Source organism: Pseudomonas sp. S3_E10 (assembly GCF_054667615.1).
Window position 1 is genome coordinate 2,343,219 of sequence record NZ_CP162743.1, and the last position, 18,882, is coordinate 2,362,100.

The 18,882-nt window shown below is 61.9% G+C and carries 14 protein-coding genes; all 14 read right to left on the reverse strand.

Annotation, left to right across the window (positions count from 1 at the left end):
• Positions 1-71: 71 nt before the first annotated feature.
• Positions 72-2,642 (reverse strand): glucans biosynthesis glucosyltransferase MdoH, encoded by a 2,571-nt coding sequence (gene mdoH, locus AB4N98_RS10580; RefSeq protein WP_460149414.1) that lies wholly within the window; start codon positions 2,640-2,642, stop codon positions 72-74.
• Positions 2,635-4,314 (reverse strand): glucan biosynthesis protein G, encoded by a 1,680-nt coding sequence (locus AB4N98_RS10585; protein ID WP_223271434.1) that lies wholly within the window; start codon positions 4,312-4,314, stop codon positions 2,635-2,637. Before AB4N98_RS10585 ends, mdoH begins: the two co-directional genes overlap by 8 nt.
• Positions 4,315-4,638: 324 nt before the next feature.
• The gene (dtd, locus tag AB4N98_RS10590) at positions 4,639-5,076 is read right to left on the reverse strand and encodes a D-aminoacyl-tRNA deacylase (protein ID WP_017526563.1); all 438 of its coding nucleotides are present in this window, start codon (positions 5,074-5,076) and stop codon (positions 4,639-4,641) included.
• Entirely contained in the window at positions 5,073-6,044 is a 972-nt protein-coding gene (gene pip / locus AB4N98_RS10595; protein ID WP_017526564.1) for a prolyl aminopeptidase, read from the reverse strand. The genes dtd and pip overlap by 4 nt, the downstream gene beginning before the upstream one ends.
• A gap of 139 nt (positions 6,045-6,183) precedes the next feature.
• Positions 6,184-6,984: an N-formylglutamate deformylase gene (gene hutG / locus AB4N98_RS10600; protein WP_017526565.1), complete on the reverse strand. Its 801-nt coding sequence runs from the start codon at positions 6,982-6,984 to the stop codon at positions 6,184-6,186.
• A gap of 11 nt (positions 6,985-6,995) precedes the next feature.
• Entirely contained in the window at positions 6,996-8,201 is a 1,206-nt protein-coding gene (gene hutI / locus AB4N98_RS10605; protein WP_065879502.1) for an imidazolonepropionase, read from the reverse strand.
• A 15-nt stretch (positions 8,202-8,216) separates the two neighbouring features.
• Positions 8,217-9,626, reverse strand: a complete 1,410-nt coding sequence (locus AB4N98_RS10610; protein ID WP_065879503.1) for an amino acid permease — start codon at positions 9,624-9,626, stop codon at positions 8,217-8,219.
• 106 nt (positions 9,627-9,732) lie between these two features.
• Positions 9,733-11,265: a histidine ammonia-lyase gene (gene hutH, locus AB4N98_RS10615; protein ID WP_017526568.1), complete on the reverse strand. Its 1,533-nt coding sequence runs from the start codon at positions 11,263-11,265 to the stop codon at positions 9,733-9,735.
• Between the two features lie 39 nt (positions 11,266-11,304).
• A complete protein-coding gene (locus AB4N98_RS10620; protein ID WP_065879504.1) occupies positions 11,305-12,813 on the reverse strand; it encodes an HAL/PAL/TAL family ammonia-lyase in 1,509 nt (502 codons plus the stop codon).
• Between the two features lie 89 nt (positions 12,814-12,902).
• The gene (locus AB4N98_RS10625) at positions 12,903-13,727 is read right to left on the reverse strand and encodes a quaternary amine ABC transporter ATP-binding protein (RefSeq protein WP_017529530.1); all 825 of its coding nucleotides are present in this window, start codon (positions 13,725-13,727) and stop codon (positions 12,903-12,905) included.
• Positions 13,724-14,575, reverse strand: a complete 852-nt coding sequence (locus tag AB4N98_RS10630; protein WP_065879505.1) for an ABC transporter permease — start codon at positions 14,573-14,575, stop codon at positions 13,724-13,726. The genes AB4N98_RS10625 and AB4N98_RS10630 overlap by 4 nt, the downstream gene beginning before the upstream one ends.
• 71 nt (positions 14,576-14,646) lie before the next feature.
• Complete coding sequence (locus AB4N98_RS10635) at positions 14,647-15,612, reverse strand: ABC transporter substrate-binding protein (protein ID WP_065879506.1); 966 nt, start codon at positions 15,610-15,612, stop codon at positions 14,647-14,649.
• Between the two features lie 68 nt (positions 15,613-15,680).
• Entirely contained in the window at positions 15,681-17,141 is a 1,461-nt protein-coding gene (locus AB4N98_RS10640; protein ID WP_065879507.1) for a purine-cytosine permease family protein, read from the reverse strand.
• 70 nt (positions 17,142-17,211) lie between these two features.
• Entirely contained in the window at positions 17,212-18,882 is a 1,671-nt protein-coding gene (gene hutU / locus AB4N98_RS10645) for a urocanate hydratase (RefSeq protein WP_460149415.1), read from the reverse strand.

The window sequence follows — 18,882 nt, forward strand, 5'->3', positions numbered from 1 at the left end:
AGAAGAGACGCAAAACGCTGTAGGACCAGCGTTTGAAACACCCCCGAGGTGAGCCCTCGGGGGTGTCTGAATCAGGCCGGTTGGGCCTGGGACGACAGCGGTTGCAGCGGCAGCAACGGCGCGTGCGGGTCGGCTTTGATCGAGTCACGCCAGGCGGCCAGCCACTCGGCATGTCCTTCGCTCCAGACCTGCTCGTGCAGGCGGCCCAGGGCCACCGGGTCACTGAGCAAGGCAACACGCTCGGCGTTGTTGAGGCCGGCAGGGCCGACTTTCAACGCATGGCGAACGCGCTCGGTACGCAGGTATTCGATCGGCTCGGCCTCACGGTGACGCGAAGTCGCCAGGGCACACGCCAGGGCGTTCTGCTGCGGGTCGACCACCGAACGCACAAACCCGTCGTGCAAGGCGTGCCAGCGGTTTTCGTGGGTGTACTTCTCGGTCGACTGCAGCGCTTGCGGCGGGTTGTATTCCTCAGGAATCAGGAACAGGCTCTCGTCGCGAGACTTGAGGCCCAGGTTCACACGGCTGGAGATCACCGATACCGGAATCGACAGCATCAGCGAACCGACGATCGGCACCAGCCACCACAGGAAGCTTGGGTTCAACCACACCACCAGCAGGGCCCACAGGAAGCCCAGCAAGGTCTGGGTCCCGTGACGCTTGAACGCCTCGCCCCAGGTGGTCGAGTCGTCGTCACGCTTGGGCGAGTTCCAGGTGGCGGCCCAGCCGAGGAACGCGGCAAGCACGAAACGGGTGTGGAAAATCATCCGCACCGGCGCCAGCAGCATGGAGAACAGCATCTCCAGCAGCATCGACATGGTGACCTTGAACTTGCCGCCGAACTCTTTCGCGCCCTTTGCCCAGATCAGGATGATGCTCAGCAGTTTAGGCAGGAACAGCAGCACGATGGTGGTGGAAAACAGCGCCACCGCCTTGTCCGGATGCCATTGCGGCCACAGTGGGTACAACTGGCGGGGTGCCATGAAGTACTGGGGTTCCATCAGGGTGTTCACCGCCAGCAAGGCCGTGGACAACACCAGGAACAGAAACCACAACGGTGCCGACAGGTACGACATCACGCCGGTCAGGAACACCGCACGGTGCACCGGGTGCATGCCTTTGACCAGGAACAGGCGGAAGTTCATCAGGTTACCGTGGCACCAGCGACGGTCACGCTTGAGTTCGTCCAGCAGGTTGGGCGGCAGTTCTTCGTAGCTGCCCGGCAGGTCGTAGGCAATCCACACGCCCCAGCCGGCACGGCGCATCAGCGCCGCTTCAACGAAGTCGTGGGACAGGATGGAGCCGGCGAACGCGCCTTTACCGGGCAAAGGCGCCAGGGCGCAGTGCTCGATAAACGGCTTCATGCGGATGATCGCGTTGTGACCCCAGTAGTGGGATTCACCCAGCTGCCAGAAGTGCAGACCGGCGGTGAACAGCGGGCCGTACACACGGGTGGCAAACTGCTGCATGCGCGCATACAGGGTGTCCATGCCCGACGCACGTGGCGCGGTCTGGATAATCCCGGCATCCGGCGTGGCTTCCATCAGGCGCACCAGGCTGGTCAGGCATTCGCCGCTCATCACGGAGTCCGCGTCGAGCACGACCATGTACTTGTAGTCACCGCCCCAACGACGGCAGAAGTCGTCCAGGTTGCCGCTCTTGCGCTTTACGCGACGGCGACGACGGCGATAGAAGATCTTGCCGAAGCCACCGGCTTCGCGGCACACGTCGAGCCAGGCTTGCTGTTCGGCGATACAAATGTCGGCGTCATTGCTGTCGCTGAGCACGAAGAAGTCGAAGCGATCGAGGTCACCGGTGGCGGCCACCGATTCGAACGTCGCCCGCAGGCCGGCGAATACACGCGGCACGTCTTCGTTGCAGATCGGCATCACCAGCGCGGTACGCGCCTCTTTCGGAATCGGCTCGTCGCCGGCACTTTTACCGGAGATGCGGTATTTATCGTGACCGGTGAGCAGTTCAAGAAAGCCCATCAAGGCCGTCCAGAAACCCGCCGACACCCAGCAGAACAAAATCCCGAACATGATCAGGATGCTGGTTTGCAGGGCGTAAGGCAGAACCTGGGTAGCCGTTTGCAGCAGGGTCTGGTTGCGGATCTCGTCGAAGTCGACCAGCGACCAGCCCTGGTACGGCATGATGCCTTTCATGTACCAGCCGGCCACGATGGTCTGGCCGAGCATCAGCACCAGCAGGATGTAACGACGGATCGAACCGACCGTACGCCAGCGCGCGGCCGGCAATACGCGTTCATCCTTCGGTGGTTTGGGCGGGTTGCTGCGGCCGGTGATACGACGCCAGGCACGCACCAGGATGTTGGTGCGCCACGGCTCCGGTACCACGCGAGTGCGACGAATCGGCGGCGTGGCCTTGAGGCACACACGGCCGCTCGCGTCGAGCGCGAGCATTTCGGCGTCTTGCAACTCTTCGGCCGTGCTGAGGTTCAACCGGCTGCCAACCGACGCTTGGGCGGCGTCGGCTAGCGCATCGAAGGTCGATGACGACAACCGCTCGTGCAACTCGCTGAAGGATGCGCAGCCCGCCAATTCGGCACGCTGCTCAGCGGTCATCGGTAGATGCGCCAGATACTCGGAGAGCGTCTCTGGCCGGGCTTGAGAATTACTCATCGGCAGGCAACTGATAGCTCCAGGTTTCGGTCAGGACTTGCTCGGTCTTGATCGGCTCCGGTGTGGCTGGGGCAGCTTCTGGCTGCTTGGCTTCCTTGTCTTTCGCGTCTTTCTTGGCCTGTTTCTCGTGCTGCTTGGCCAAGACCTTGTCGGCCTTGAGCACCTGGGTAGAAACATGCTCAGGCTCGGCCTGGGGAACGTCCTGCACCAGGGCCGCACGCATTTCGGTCGGTTTGCTTGCGTCCTTGATCTTCATGCGCAGGGTCAGGCGCCAGCCTTTGGTGTGTTCGTTGTAACGCACGCTGTTTTCCACCAGTTCAGCGTTGTCACCCACGCTCACCTGGCTGCGCACCGGGGCGTCCGGCAGCAGTCGCTTCAGGGCCGGGCCCTCGAAATCGACCAGGTAAGCCACGCTGCCGTCCGGCTGACGGATCAGGTTGGATTGCTTCACATCGCCAGTGGAACGCAAGGTCTGCTTGACCCAGGCGCTGTCCGGCGAGTGGAACGCGGCGTCGTCGAGGGTCCAGTGCAGGCGGTAGGCCACTTCGAGCGGCTGACCGACTTCCGGCAATTTCTCCGGGCTCCAGAAGGCAACGATGTTGTCGTTGGTTTCATCGGCGGTCGGGATCTCGACCAGGTCGACGGAACCCTTGCCCCAGTCGCCTTCAGGCTCGATCCAGGCGCTTGGACGCTTGTCGTAGTTGTCGTCCAGGTCTTCGTAGTGGCTGAAGTTGCGGCCACGTTGCAGCAGGCCGAAACCGCGCGGGTTTTCCACGCTGAAATTGCTCACCGACAGGTGTTTCGGGTTGTTCAGCGGGCGCCAGATCCACTCGCCGTTGCCGGCATGAATCGACAGGCCACTGGAGTCATGCAACTCGCGACGGTAGTTGAGCACCTTGGACGGCTGGTTCGCGCCGAACAGGAACATGCTGGTCAGCGGGGCAACGCCCAGCTTGCTGACCTTGTCGCGCAGGAACATCTGGGATTTGACATCGACAACCGTGTCGGTACCCGGGCGCAGGATCAGGCGATAAGCGCCGGTCGCGCGTGGCGAATCCAACAGGGCAAAGATCACCAGGTGCTTGTCACCCGGTTTTGGACGCTCGATCCAGAACTCGGTGAAGCGCGGGAATTCTTCGCCGGACGGCAGCGCAGTGTCGATTGCCATGCCACGCGCGGACAGGCCATACACCTGGTCCTTGCCGACAACGCGGAAATAGCTCGCGCCGAGCATGGTCATGATTTCGTCTTGCTTGTCGTTCTTGTTGATCGGGTACAGCACACGAAAGCCGGCATAACCCAGTTGTTCGGTGGCTTTAGGATCAAACTTCACGTCACCGAAATCGAAACGCGACGGGTCGTATTTGATTTCCTGGACGCTGTCAGCGGTGACTTCGTTGATTTTCACCGGTGTATCAAAGTGCATACCCTGGTGATAGAAGGACAGCTTGAACGGGGTGTTCTGATCGGCCCATTCGGCTTTTTCGTTGCGGAAACGAATCTTCTGGTAGTCCGCGAACTTCATTTCACGGAATTCGTTCGGCAGATTGCTGCGCGGAGCTTCGTACTTCTGCCCGGCCAGCTCTTTTGCCTTGGCCGACACATCATCCAGACTGAATGCCCACAGTTGACCCGCGCCGAACAGGCAAAACAGGGCAGAGCCCGTCACCAGTGCGTTTCGTAACCGTTTGGCAGACAATTTTGGTGCATTACAGGGACTAACAATCACGAGCAACCCTCGCCGAAAACAGATCAAAAAACCAACGGCCAGCTATCTATATGCCAGGTTGGCGAGCATTGTTCCGACTCCCATGGGTCAAAATGATTCCCCAATGGTTGTCGGACAAGTCTCTACCTAAGTCAAAAATGGACCAAACAACGCTGATCCCCGTAGCGCGCGATTATCTAGTAGCCCGCGAGACAACGCATCAGGGGCAACGAAGTATTTGTAGCGAAAACCTGCGTTTTTAGGCATTAAAAGTCGTTTTTAATACATTCACGTCTGTAAGAGAAAGGTCACAGGGCCATCATTGACCAAATGCACCTGCATATCGGCGCCAAAACGCCCCGACGCCACCTTGCCATGCAATTGTTGCGCTTGTAACAACAGGTGCTCAAAAAGCGCCTCTCCCAAGGCCGGCGGTGCGGCTTTCGAGAAACTTGGCCGCAGCCCGCTCTTGGTGTCCGCCGCCAGGGTGAACTGCGACACCAGCAGCAAACCGCCGTCGATATCCTTGAGCGACAGGTTCATCTTGCCTTGGTCATCGCTGAACACTCGGTAGTTCAGCAATTTGTGCAGCAGCTTATCGGCGCTCTCCGGGGTATCTGAAGGTTCGACCGCCACCAGCACCAGCACCCCCTGGTCAACCGACCCGATGACTTCGCCCGCCACCTCGACCCGGGCGCCACGCACCCGCTGTAACAAACCTTTCATGCTTCTTCAGGCGGAAGATCAAGCAGGCGCCGTGCCATCTCGCTGGTCGCACGGACCAATGCATCGGTGATGCCAGGCTCGGAGGCCGCATGGCCCGCCTCGCGAATTACCTGCAGCTCGCTGTTCGGCCAAGCTTGATGCAGCTCCCAGGCGTTATCCAGCGGGCAGATCATATCGTAGCGGCCGTGGATGATTACGCCAGGCAGATGGGCGATCTTGTGCATATCGCGGATCAGTTGGTTGGGCTCAAGGAATGAGTTGTTGGTGAAGTAGTGGCACTCGATACGCGCGATGGACAGGGCGCGCTGCGGCTCGGAAAACCGCTCCACATGCTGCGGGCTCGGGCACAGGCCCAGCATGCGGCCTTCCCACCCGGACCAGGCTTTGGCGGCGTGCATCTGCGCGATCTGGTCGTTGCCGGTGAGGCGCTTGTGGTAGGCGGCGATCATGTCGTGGCGCTCTTCCGGTGGGATCGGCGCGAGGTAATCCTGCCAGTAGTCCGGGAACAGACGGCTCGCGCCCTCCTGGTAGAACCAATGGATGTCCTGCGGGCGGGCGAGGAAAATGCCCCGCACGATCAGGCCGTGTACACGCTCCGGATGGGTTTGCGCGTAGGCCAGGGACAGGGTCGAGCCCCAGGAACCGCCGAACAGCACCCACTTTTCGATGCCCAGGTGCTCGCGGATGCGCTCAAGGTCGGCGACCAGGTCCCAGGTGGTGTTGTTTTCCAGGCTGGCGCGGGGGGTGGAACGCCCGCAGCCACGCTGGTCGAAGGTGACGATGCGGTACAGGTTCGGGTCGAAATAGCAGCGGCTCTGGGCATCACAACCGGAACCAGGGCCACCATGGATGAATACGACGGGCAAGCCTTCGGGAGAGCCACTTTCATCGACGTACAGCGTGTGGGTGTCATCGACTGCCAGATCGTGCCGGGCGTAGGGTTTGATCTGCGGGTACCAAGTCTGCATTGCGCGCTCCGTAGGGGTTCGGGTTCATCCCTGGGGGGACATCTTTTATTGTGCCGTCCGGCACTATAAACCCGAATTGTGCAATGAGCATGTCCTTGCGCACTCAGACCTGTGTCAGCTCGCGCCTGTTCGGCCTCCCTTACCGGTAGCGGTTTTGCCCCCAAGCCAACAAACCCTCCAGCAATTGCTTAAGCACCACCCGAGTCGGCTCGGCCAGGTCAGGTCGATAGCGAAACGGCTCCATTTCTTCCATATAGGTGCTTTGACACAACTCCAGCTGCACCGCATGAATATCCTGCGCCGGGTTGCCGTAGTGCCGGGTGATGTGGCCGCCCTTGAAGCGCCCGTTCAGCACATGGGTGTACGGGGGATGCTGGGCGCAGATGGCTTCCAACTGACTGGCCAATTCCGGGTCACAGGCGACGCCGTTGAAGGTGCCGAGGTTGAAGTCCGGTAATTTGCCTTCGAACAGGTGCGGGATCACCGAACGGATCGAGTGGGCGTCAAACAGCAGCGCGTAACCGAACTCAGCCTTGAGGCGTGCCAGTTCTTCCTGCAGTTGGCGGTGATACGGGCCCCAGATTTTTTGCAGGTAGCTGGCACGTTCCTCCTCGGAGGGCGCCTGCCCTTCACGGAACAACGGCACGCCGTCAAACAGCGTCTGCGGATAGAGGCCGGTGGTGGCACCGGCATAGAGCGGTTTGTTATCGGAGGGCCGGTTCAAGTCGATGACAAACCGTGAGTACTGTGCCGAGAGCGTGCTGGCGCCCAGCTCTTCGGCAAAGTCATATAACCGCGGGATATGCCAGTCCGTATCCGGCAGGCTTTGCGCCTCGGCAATCAGCCCGGCCTCGACCGCAGGGGTAAGGCGCAGCCCGGCGTGGGGCATGCTGATTAGCAGCGGCACACGGCCTTGTTTGAAATTCAGAACCTTATCCACAGCAATGCTCCTTAAACGGTGACGTCGACGCCATGGCGCACGACGCGTTTATCCAGTTCGCCGCCCAGCCAGTAGGCCAGGTCGGCGGGGCGATCGATCTGCCAGGCGACAAAGTCGGCAACCTTGCCCACTTCCAGCGAACCGTGGGTGTCGCCCATGCCCAACGCGGTCGCCGCATGTTGCGTGGCGCCGGCCAGGACTTCTTCCGGGGTCATTCGGAACAGGGTGCAGGCCATGTTCAACATCAGGCGCACCGACAGCGCCGGCGAGGTGCCAGGGTTGAGGTCGCTGGCGATGGCGATCTTCACGCCGTGCTTGCGCAACGCGTCCATCGGCGGCAACTGGGTTTCACGCAGGAAGTAAAACGCACCCGGCAGCAAGACCGCGACGGTGCCGGCGGCGGCCATGGCGATGGCATCTTCTTCAGTCATGAATTCCAGGTGGTCCGCCGACAACGCCTGGTAACGCGCCGCCAGGCTGGAGCCGTGCAGCGACGACAGTTGCTCGGCGTGCAGCTTCACCGGCAGGCCCAGTTGCCGCGCAACCTGGAAGACTCGCTCCACCTGCTCGGTGGAAAACGCCAGGTATTCGCAGAACGCATCCACCGCATCCACCAGCCCTTCAGCCGCCAGCGCCGGAAGCATCTCGTTGCAGATGTGCTCGATGTAATCGTCGGCATGGTCCTTGTACTCGGGCGGTAACGCATGGGCCGCCAGGCAGGTGGCGCGCACGCTGACCGGCAACGCTTCACCCAGGCGACGGGCCACGCGCAGCATCTTGCGTTCGTTGGCCAGGTCCAGGCCGTAGCCGGACTTGATCTCCACGGTGGTCACGCCATCACGCAGCAAACTGCGCAGGCGCTTGTGCGCGCCGGCAAACAGTTCGTCTTCGGTGGCAGCGCGGGTGGCACGCACGGTGCTGGCAATACCGCCGCCCTGGGCCGCGATCTCGGCGTAGCTCACGCCCTGAAGGCGTTGCTCGAATTCGCCGCTGCGATTGCCGCCGAACACCGTGTGGGTGTGGCAGTCAATCAGCCCGGGGGTGACCCACGCGCCTTGCAGGTCGTGCCGTTGGGCGTAATCCGCCACCGGTACTTCGCTGCGCGGGCCGATCCACTCAATCAGCGAGCCGGCAGTGACCATGGCGGCATCCTCGATGATCGAGTAGTTGCCGCCTGCCATGGTTGCGACGTGGCAGTGTTGCCAAAGGGTTTTCATCAACGCCTCCCTAAGTTATCGATGAGACACAGCCGGTTCGTAATGGACCCTGGCCGCTTGCCCGGCGGCGGGTTTTACCCACAGCAGGTAGGCAACGACCAACAGCACGATCCACACGGCACCGACCAGCAAGGCAGCCTGGGTGTCGGGGAAGTAACCGAGCACGCCAAACACGAACAGCATGAAAACAATGGCCGCTGCCGGTGCATAGGGCCAGAACGGCACCGGGAATGCCAGTTCGGCGACCTGTGCCTTGGTCATCGAGCGGCGCATCGCGACTTGGGTGACCAAAATCATCAGCCATACCCACACCGTGGCGAACGTCGCGATGGAGGCGATCACCAGGAACACGTTTTCAGGGATCACATAGTTGAGCACCACACCGCCCAGCAGCGCCGCGCCCATCACCACCACGGTCATCCACGGCACGCCCTGCCTGGACAACCGCGCAAAGCCCTTGGGCGCCTGCCCTTGCTGGGCCAGGCCGTACATCATGCGGCCAGCGCCGAAGATGTCGCTGTTGATGGCCGAGACCGCCGCCGAGATCACCACAATATTGAGGATGGTCGCCGCCGAACCGATGCCCAGGTTGCTGAAGATCTGCACGAACGGGCTGCCCTGGCTGCCGATCTGCGGCCATGGGTAGATGGCCATCAGCACAAACAGCGTCAGCACGTAGAACAAGAGAATGCGCAGCGGCACGGCATTGATCGCCTTGGGGATCACCCGTTGCGGGTCCTTGGCTTCACCGGCGGTGATGCCGATGATTTCGATGCCGCCGAACGCGAACATCACCACCGCGAACGAAGCGATCAGGCCGCCGACGCCATTGGGCATGAACCCACCGTGGGCCCACAGGTTGCTCAGGCCGACGGCCTGGGTTTCGCCCGCCGAATGGATGCCGAACAGCATGATGCCAAAGCCGCCGAGGATCATCGCGACAATCGCGCCGACCTTGAGCAGCGACAGCCAGAATTCCATCTCGCCAAAGACCTTGACGTTGCACAGGTTCAGGCCGCCGATCAGGAACACGATACCGAGCACCCAGACCCAACGCGCCACCTCGGGAAACCAAAAGCCCATGTAGATACCGAACGCGGTGACGTCGGCCAGGCAGACGATGATCATTTCAAACGCGTAGGTCCACCCCAGGATAAAACCGGCCATAGGCCCCAGATAGGTGCTGGCGTACTGGCCGAAGGAGCCGGCCACTGGGTTGTGCACGGCCATCTCGCCAAGGGCGCGCATCACCATGAACACCGCGGCACCGCCGATCAGGTAGGCCAGCAGCACGGCGGGGCCGGCCATCTGGATGGCCGAGGCGGAGCCGTAGAACAGCCCGGTGCCGATCGCCGACCCCAGTGCCATGAAGCGAATATGTCGGGCGCTCAGCCCGCGTTTCAAAGCCTTTTCTTGCTGGTGCATTTCTCGTCCCTATTATTTTTATCCTGAGAAAATTAAAAGCCACGCGCGTGACAACGGCTATTTCCGTGGTGAGCAGGCCTGCTCACCACAGAAGTGCCAGGGTGCCTTACAGGCTCGGCAGCAGCTCGGCCGGCACCAGCTCATTCAGGCAGCGGCTGGCGAGCAGTTCGCTGGCGGCGATGATGTCCGGGGCGAAGAAGCGGTCCTTTTCATAGAAGGCCACTTTGTCACGCAGGATGCCGCGGGCCTTTTCCAGCTTGGGCGAGGTTTTCAGGCCTTCGCGCAGGTCCAGGCCCTGGCATGCCGCCAGCCATTCGACGGCCAGGATGCCACGGGTGTTCTCGGCCATTTCCCACAGGCGCTTGCCCGCAGCCGGGGCCATCGACACGTGGTCTTCCTGGTTGGCGGAGGTCGGCAGGCTGTCGACGCTATGGGGATGGGCCAGTGCCTTGTTCTCGCTGGCCAATGCGGCTGCGGTGACCTGGGCGATCATGAAACCGGAGTTCACGCCGCCATTGCCGACCAGGAACGGCGGCAGTTGCGACATGTGCTTGTCCATCATCAACGAGATGCGACGCTCACTGAGCGAGCCGATTTCGGCGATGGCCAGCGCCATGTTGTCAGCCGCCATGGCCACCGGTTCGGCGTGGAAGTTGCCGCCGGAGATCACGTCACCTTCGGCCGCGAAGACCAACGGGTTATCCGACACGGCGTTGGCTTCGACCACCAGCACCTCGGCAGCCTGGCGCAATTGGGTGAGGCAGGCGCCCATCACTTGTGGCTGGCAGCGCAGGGAGTACGGGTCTTGAACCTTGTCGCAGTTCTGGTGCGACTGCGAGACCTGGCTGCTTTCGCCGAGCAGATCGCGGTAGGCGGCGGCCGAATCGATCTGCCCACGCTGGCCACGGGCGGCGTGAATGCGTGCGTCGAACGGCGAGCGCGAACCGAGCACCGCTTCCACGGTGAGGCCGCCACACGCCAGGGCGCCGGCGAACAGGTCTTCGCCTTCGAACAGGCCGCGCAAGGCATAGGCCGTGGAGACCTGGGTGCCGTTGAGCAGCGCCAGGCCTTCTTTGGCGGCCAGGGTCAGCGGCGTGAGGCCGGCGACTTTCAGCGCTTGCGTCGCCTCCAGCCATTCACCTTTGTAGCGCGCCTTGCCTTCGCCGAGCAGTACCAAGGACATGTGGGCCAACGGCGCCAGGTCACCGGAAGCGCCCACCGAGCCTTTCAACGGAATATGCGGGTACACCTCGGCATTGATCAGCGCGATCAACGCATCGATCACCTGCCGACGAATCCCCGAAAACCCACGGCTCAAGCTGTTGACCTTGAGCACCATGACCAGCCGCACCAGCGCATCGCTGATCGGCTCGCCGACGCCGGCGGCATGGGACAGCACCAGGGAGCGCTGCAGGTTTTCCAGGTCTTCGCTGGCGATGCGGGTGGACGCAAGCAAGCCGAAACCGGTGTTGATGCCATAGGCCGTGCGGTTCTCGGCGAGAATCTGCTCCACGCACGCAACGCTGGCTTCGATCTGGGCCGTGGCGCTGTCATCCAGGCTGAGGGTTACCGGCTGCTGGTAGATGGCACGCAGTTGGGCGAGGCTCAATTGGCCTGGAATCAGGTTTAGCGCAGTCACATTCGTTCTCCTTGTGAATTATTTTTTTTGAATACGTACTTAGTGCAAATTCGGTAGTGCGGTGTCTTTGAGCAATGTGGCGGCCGCCGCGATATCCGGCGCCAGCCAGCGGTCTTCTGCATAGGCCGGCACGACCTCACGCAGCAGGCGCCAGGCGCGGTCGGTGCCGACGCCAAAGCGCTGGCTCTTGAGGAACTCGAACGCCTGGGCCGCCAGCAGATATTCGATGGCAAGAATCTGGGTAACGTTGGCCAATACCTGGTGCAGCTTGAGCGCGGCGTTGGTGCCCATGCTCAGGTGGTCTTCCTGCAGGCCCGAGGTGACGAAGTTGTCGAGTACCGCCGGCTGCGCCAACTGGCGGTTTTGCCCGCACAGCGAAGCAGCGACGTACTGCACGATCATCATTCCGGAATTGACCCCGGGGTGACTCACCAGGAACGCCGGCAAACCGCTGACGTGCGGGTTGATCAAACGGTCCAGGCGACGTTCGGCCACCGAGCCGATTTCGGCCATGGCAATGGCGAGCATATCGGCGGCCAGCGCCACGGACTGGCCGTGCGGGTTGGCCTGGGACACCACGCGGTAATGGGCCGGGGTGCCGAGCACCAGCGGGTTGTCGGTGGCACTGTTGAGTTCGGTCTCGATCTGACGCGTGGCGTGTTCCACCTGGTCACGCGCGGCGCCGTGGATCTGCGGGATCGAACGGATGCTCAAGGCGTCCTGGGTGCGAATGCCTTGGCTGCCGGCGATCACTTCGCTGCCATCGAGCAGCGCCCGCAGGTTGCTGCCGACGAGCTGCATGCCGGGGTGCGGTTTGAGGGCGATGATCTGTGCATCGAACGCGTCGATCTGACCGCGCTGGGCCTCGAAGCTCATGGCGCCGATCACGTCGGCCCATTGCAGCAAGTGATGGGCGTCGGCCAGGGCCAGGCAGCTCAGGCCAGTCATGCACGGCGTGCCGTTGACCAGGCACAGGCCGTCCTTGGCGCCGAGTACCACAGGCGGTAAACCTTCGGCTTGCAATGCGTGCTGCGCCGAAACGACCTGGCCGCGATAGCTCACGTTGCCCACACCCAGCAAGGCCACGCCGACATGGGCCATGTGGGTCAGGTAACCCACCGAGCCCTGGGATGGCACTTGCGGCGTGATGCTGTGATTCAGCAGGGCCAGCAAGGCCTGCACCACCTGCGGGTGTACGCCGGACTTGCCGTGGCTGTAGTTGATGACCGCCGCGCAGATGATCGCGCGGGTTTGCTCATCGCTGAGTACCGGGCCAACGCCACAGGCATGGCTGAGCAAGGTATTGCGCGACAGCTGGCTGAGTTGCTCGCCTTCGAGCGAGACATTGCACAGCGCGCCCAGGCCGGTATTCACGCCGTAGGCGCGTTCGCCGCTGCTGACGATGCGCTGCACGATGGCCTGGGCATTGTCGATGCGCGCCCAGGCCTGGCCCGAGAGTTCGAGCGCCGCGCCGTGGCGGGCGACGGCGACTACGTCCTGCCAGCGCAAGGGCGTATCGGCGATGATGATTTTTGCTGCCTGGGACATGGTTGACCTCTTCATATTCTCTACAGCTTTGCCGGCCTCATCGGGAGCAAGCCCCCGATGAGGCCAGTAGCCCCACCACAAAACCTGGATCAGACCACCGCCGCCCGCCGCTGAACAAACCGGTCCACATATTCATCCGCCGGCGAATGCAGGATCTCCCGCGGCGTGCCGACCTGGATCAGCTTGCCGTCCTTGAGGATGGCAATGCGGTTGCCTATGCGTACGGCCTCATCGAGGTCGTGGGTGATAAATACGATGGTCTTGTGCAGGGTCTTTTGCAGCTCCAGCAACTGGTCCTGCATCTCGGCGCGGATCAGCGGGTCGAGGGCGCTGAAGGCTTCGTCCATCAGGATGATGTCGGTATCGGCCGCCAAGGCACGGGCCAGGCCGACGCGCTGGCGCATGCCGCCGGAAAGCTGGTGCGGGTATTTGTTTTCGTAGCCCTTGAGGCCCACGGTTTCGATCCAGTGCAACGCGCGTTCGGCGCACACCTGTTTGGTTTCGCCACGCACCTTGAGGCCGTAGGCAACGTTGTCGAGCACGGTTTTGTGCGGCAACAGGCCGAAACTCTGGAACACCATGCTGATTTTGTGCCGACGAAATTGGCGCAGGGCGTCCATGTCCAGCTGCAGGATGTCTTCGCCGTCCACCAGGATCGCGCCGCTGGTGGGGTCGATCAGGCGGTTGAAGTGGCGCACCAGGGTGGATTTGCCGGAGCCCGACAGGCCCATGATCACAAAGATCTCACCGGTATCGATGCTCAGGGACAGATCGTTCACGCCAACCACACAACCGGTCTCGGCCAACACCTGGTCCTTGGTCTTGCCCTGGCCAACCAGCGCCAGCGCTTCTTGGGAACGGTTGCCGAAAATCTTGAAGACGTTTTTGACTTCGATTTTGCTGACGGTAGTCATTTGTTCGCCTCATGCCGTGGACGACCATAGGCCTGGGTAATGCGGTCGATGACCACTGCAAGAATCACGATTGCCAGCCCGGCCTCAAGGCCACGGCCGACGTTCAGCGTCTGGATGCCGACCAGGACGTCTTCACCCAAGCCACGGGCGCCGATCATCGAGGCAATCACCACCATCGACAGCGCCATCATGGTGGTCTGGTTGATGCCGGCCATGATGCTCGGCAGCGCCAGCGGCAGTTGTACGCCGAACAGTTGCTGCCAGCGGTTGGCGCCGAAGGCGTTGATGGCTTCCATGACTTCGCCGTCGACCTGGCGAATCCCCAGGTCGGTGAGGCGAATCAAGGGCGGTGCTGCGTAGATCACCGTGGCGAAAATCGCCGGGACTTTGCCCAGGCCGAACAGCATCAGCACCGGGATCAGGTACACGAAACTGGGCATGGTTTGCATGATGTCGAGCAGCGGCATCAGCACCGAACGCAGACGATTGCTGCGCGCCGACAGGATGCCCAGCGGAATGCCGATCAGCACCGAGATCACCGTGGCGACCATCATCAGCGCCAGGGTTTGCATCAGCTTGTCCCACAGGCCAACCGCGCCCACCAGGAACAGCAGGCCGACAATTACCGCAGTGGTCAGTACTTTGCGCGTGGCGTGCCAGGCAATGCCGCCGACAATCGCCAGCATCAGCCACCACGGCGCTGCGCGCAGCAGGCCTTCCAGGTTGACGATGGCCCACAGCAGCGTGTCGGAGATGTGCCGGAACACATCGCCGTAATTGGTGACCAGTGAATCCACCCAACCGTTGACCCAGTCGGCGATGGAAAACGTAAAACTCTCAGGAAACATAACGTGCTCTCGATCCAGTGGGTTGTAGCCAGGCGCCCGGCCACCCCTCAGGGTAGCCGCGCACACTTGACCTACAAGGCCGCGTCGATTTTCTTGGCTGCGTCTTCACTGACCCAGGCGTGCCAGACTTCAGGATGTTCCTTGAGGAAAACCTTCGCCAATTTCGGCGAGTCGATTCGCTCTTTGGCCATGCGCCCCAGGTTCTGGTTCAGCAGGTCGATCGGCAGGTTGACCTTCTCCAGCACGGCCACCAGTTCCGGGGCTTGCTCGTGGAAAGTCTTGGACAGGCCGACCTTGATGCTCACGGTCTTGTCCACACCGGGTTTTTCTTCGAGTTTGACCAGGTCGACCTGGCCCATCAGCGGGGTAGGCGACCAGTAGTAGAACAGGATCGGCTCGCCACGCTTGTAGCTCGACAGCACCGCCGCATCCAGCGCCGGGCCGGTGCCTGGGCGGAAGTTGGTGTAGCTGCTTTCCAGGCCATAGCTTTTGAGCATTTCGCTGTTGTCGAGCTCGCAGGTCCAGCCGGCCGGGCAGTTATAGAAACGGCCTTTGGAGGGTTCTTCCTGGTCTTTGAACACCGAGGCGTATTTGGCTAGGTCAGCGATGTTTTTCAGGTCCGGCGCCTTGGCTGCAAGCTTGCGCTTGGCGTCGCCTTCGATTACGTAGCGCGGCACGTACCAACCTTCAATCGCACCCACCACCGGCGCGCCGACGCCGACGACTTTGCCGGCCTTCTCGGCCTTGTTCCAGACTTCGCTGCGGCCCACCCATTCTTCGGCAAACACTTGGATGTCGTTGCTGCTCAGGGCATTTTCCATGGTGATGGAGTTACCCGGCAGGCTGTCGGTTTTACAGTCGTAGCCTTTTTCCAGCACGGTTTGCAGGATGTCCGTGAGCAACATGCCGCTTTCCCAGTTCAGGCCGGCGAATTTCACCGGTTTGCCGGACTCGCACCACCCCGCCGCCTGGGCGCCGGCGCTGGCCAGCAAGCCCGCAGAAAGCAAGGTGGTGAGCAGGGTCTTATGCATTTTCATTGTGTGACGCTCCCAATCATGAAATGGATTACGGCAGTCAAAAGGCGTCCTGCCTTGTCCACGTCCTGTCAGGCCTGCGCCGCAGCGCGACCGGCTCCGCTTGTTTTCGTGGCTACAGCGCTGTCCTGCTCGACCGGCAGGATCAGTTGATCGGGCACGCTGGCGTGCCATTTTTTCGCACACAGGTAATACAGGGCGGCGGGAAGCACCAGGCCGATGATCCAGGAGATATCCACGTCACCCAACGCGGCCACCAGAGGCCCTGTGTAGAACTTGGTAGAGATGAACGGCAACTGCACCAGCACGCCGAACACATACACGCTGATACCCAGCGCGTTCCAGCGGCCGTAGCGACCGTTCGGATCGGCCAACGCCGGCACGTCATAGCGCTCGCGGGTGATGCAGTAGTAATCCACCAGGTTGATCGCGCTCCATGGCGTGAAGAACGCCAGCAGGAACAGGATGAAAGATTTGAACGCCCCCAGGAACGAGTGCTGGCCGAGCAAGGCAATCAGGGTCGCCGTACCGACGATGGCCAACACGAACACCAGGCGCTGCAGGCGCGTGACCTCCAGCCGACCACGAAAGCCGCTGATGATGGTCGCGATGCACATGAAGCTGCCATAGGAGTTAAGCGTCGAGATGGTGACCTTGCCGAACGCAATGCTGAAATACAGCAGGGCAGCGGTAGCACCTGTACCACTCAGGCCCACGATGTAAGCCACCTCGTGACCGGCGAATTGCCCATTGGACATGGCGGCGGCAAACACACCGAGAATCATCGCCACCTGCGCGCCGATGACCGAACCCGCGCCGGCGGCCAGAAAGGTTTTCACCGAGGACGTATTGCTTGGCAGGTAGCGTGAATAGTCCGCCACATAAGGGCCGAACGCGATTTGCCAGGAGGCCGCGAGCGACACCGCCAGCAGGAAACTGCTCCAACTGAAATGGCGGATCTGCAGGAGTGCGCCCACGTCGGTCTGGCTCATCAGGCGGCTGAACAGGTACACAAAGGCAATCACCCCAACCACGCTGGCGACGCGCCCGATGAAGTGGATCACCCGGTAGCCAAGCACCGTGACCAGCACGATGACACTGGCGAAGATCAGGATGCCAACGCTGTCGCTGACGCCAAACAACTGGCCCAGCGCCTGGCCGGAAAGCACCGTGCCGGTTGCGGTGAACCCCAGGTACATCAGACACACCAGCACGATCGGAATGGCCGCGCCATACACGCCAAATTGCACGCGACTGGAGATCATCTGCGGCAGGCCAAGCTTGGGCCCTTGCGCCGCATGCAAGGCCATGACGCCGCCGCCGATCAGTTGGCCGACCAACAGACCGATCAGCGACCAGAACACATCACCGCCCAGCACCACGGCCAGGGCGCCGGTGACAATCGCGGTGATTTGCAGGTTGGCCCCCATCCACAGGGTGAACTGACTCAAGAGACGACCATGTCTTTCCGCTTCCGGGATGTAGTCGATCGAACGCCTTTCGATCAACGGGGTGGTGTCGTTTGCAGCCATGGGTATTCAACCTCTGATGGATTGTCTACAGATCCAGTGTGGGAGGGGGCTTGCTCCCTCCCACATTGGGTTATTTGATCATTGGGAGATTGAGGCCCTGCTCCTTGGCGCAGTCGATGGCGATCTGGTAACCGGCGTCTGCGTGACGCATCACCCCGGTCGCCGGGTCGTTGTGCAACACGCGCGCAATCCGCTCGGCCGCTTCGTCGGTGCCGTCACACACGATGACCATGCCCGAATGTTGCGAGAAGCCCATGCCGACGCCACCACCGTGGTGCAGCGAGACCCAGGTCGCGCCGCTCGCAGTGTTGAGCAAGGCGTTAAGCAGCGGCCAGTCGGACACGGCGTCGGAGCCGTCCTGCATGGATTCGGTTTCGCGGTTGGGGCTGGCGACCGAGCCGGAGTCGAGGTGATCGCGGCCGATGACCACCGGTGCCGAGAGCTCGCCGCTGCGTACCATTTCGTTGAACGCAAGGCCCAGCTTGGCGCGCTGGCCCAAGCCGACCCAACAAATGCGCGCCGGCAAGCCCTGGAAGCTGATGCGCTCGCGGGCCATGTCCAGCCAATTGTGCAGGTGGGCGTCGTCGGGGATCAGTTCTTTGACTTTGGCGTCGGTCTTGTAGATGTCCTGCGGGTCGCCGGACAGCGCCGCCCAACGGAACGGGCCGATACCACGGCAGAACAGTGGGCGGATATACGCCGGTACGAAACCTGGGAAATCAAAGGCGTTTTCCACGCCTTCTTCCTGGGCCATCTGGCGAATGTTGTTGCCGTAGTCGAAGGTCGGGATGCCTTGTTTCTGGAATTCCAGCATGGCCTTGACGTGCACGGCCATCGACTGTTTGGCCGCCTTGATCACGGCAGCCGGCTCGGTCTTGGCGCGGGCGCGGTATTCGTCCCAGGTCCAGCCGGCCGGCAGGTAACCGTTGAGCGGGTCGTGGGCGCTGGTCTGGTCGGTGACCATGTCCGGGCGCACGCCGCGCTTGACCAGCTCCGGCAAAATTTCTGCCGCGTTACCCAACAGGGCGATCGAGATGGCCTTGCCTTCCTGGGTGTACTTGGCGATGCGGGCCAAGGCGTCGTCGAGGTCAGTGGCTTGCTCGTCGACATAGCGGCTGGCCAGGCGGAAATCGATGCTGACCTGCTGGCACTCGATGTTCAGCGAGCACGCACCGGCCAGGGTTGCAGCCAGAGGTTGCGCCCCGCCCATGCCGCCGAGGCCGGCGGTGAGTACCCAGCGACCTTTGAGGTTGCTGTCGTAATGCTGGCGACCGGCCTCGACGAAGGTTTCGTAGGTGCCTTGCACGATGCCTTGGCTGCCGATGTAGATCCAGCTGCCAGCGGTCATCTGGCCGTACATGGCCAGGCCCTTGACATCCAGTTCGTTAAAGTGTTCCCAGCTCGCCCAGTGCGGCACCAGGTTGGAGTTGGCGATCAGCACGCGCGGCGCATTGCTGTGGGTCTTGAACACGCCGACCGGCTTGCCCGATTGCACCAGCAGGGTTTCGTCGTCGTTCAGATGGGTGAGGCTCTCGACGATCTGGTCGTAGCACTCCCAGTTACGCGCGGCACGGCCGATACCGCCATACACCACCAGTTCTTTCGGGTTTTCGGCTACCTGCGGGTCGAGGTTGTTCATCAGCATGCGCAGCGGCGCTTCGGTCAGCCAGCTTTTGGCGGTGAGCTTGTTACCGCGGGCGGCGCGGATTTCAACGTCACGGTATTTTGTAGGCTTGGTCAC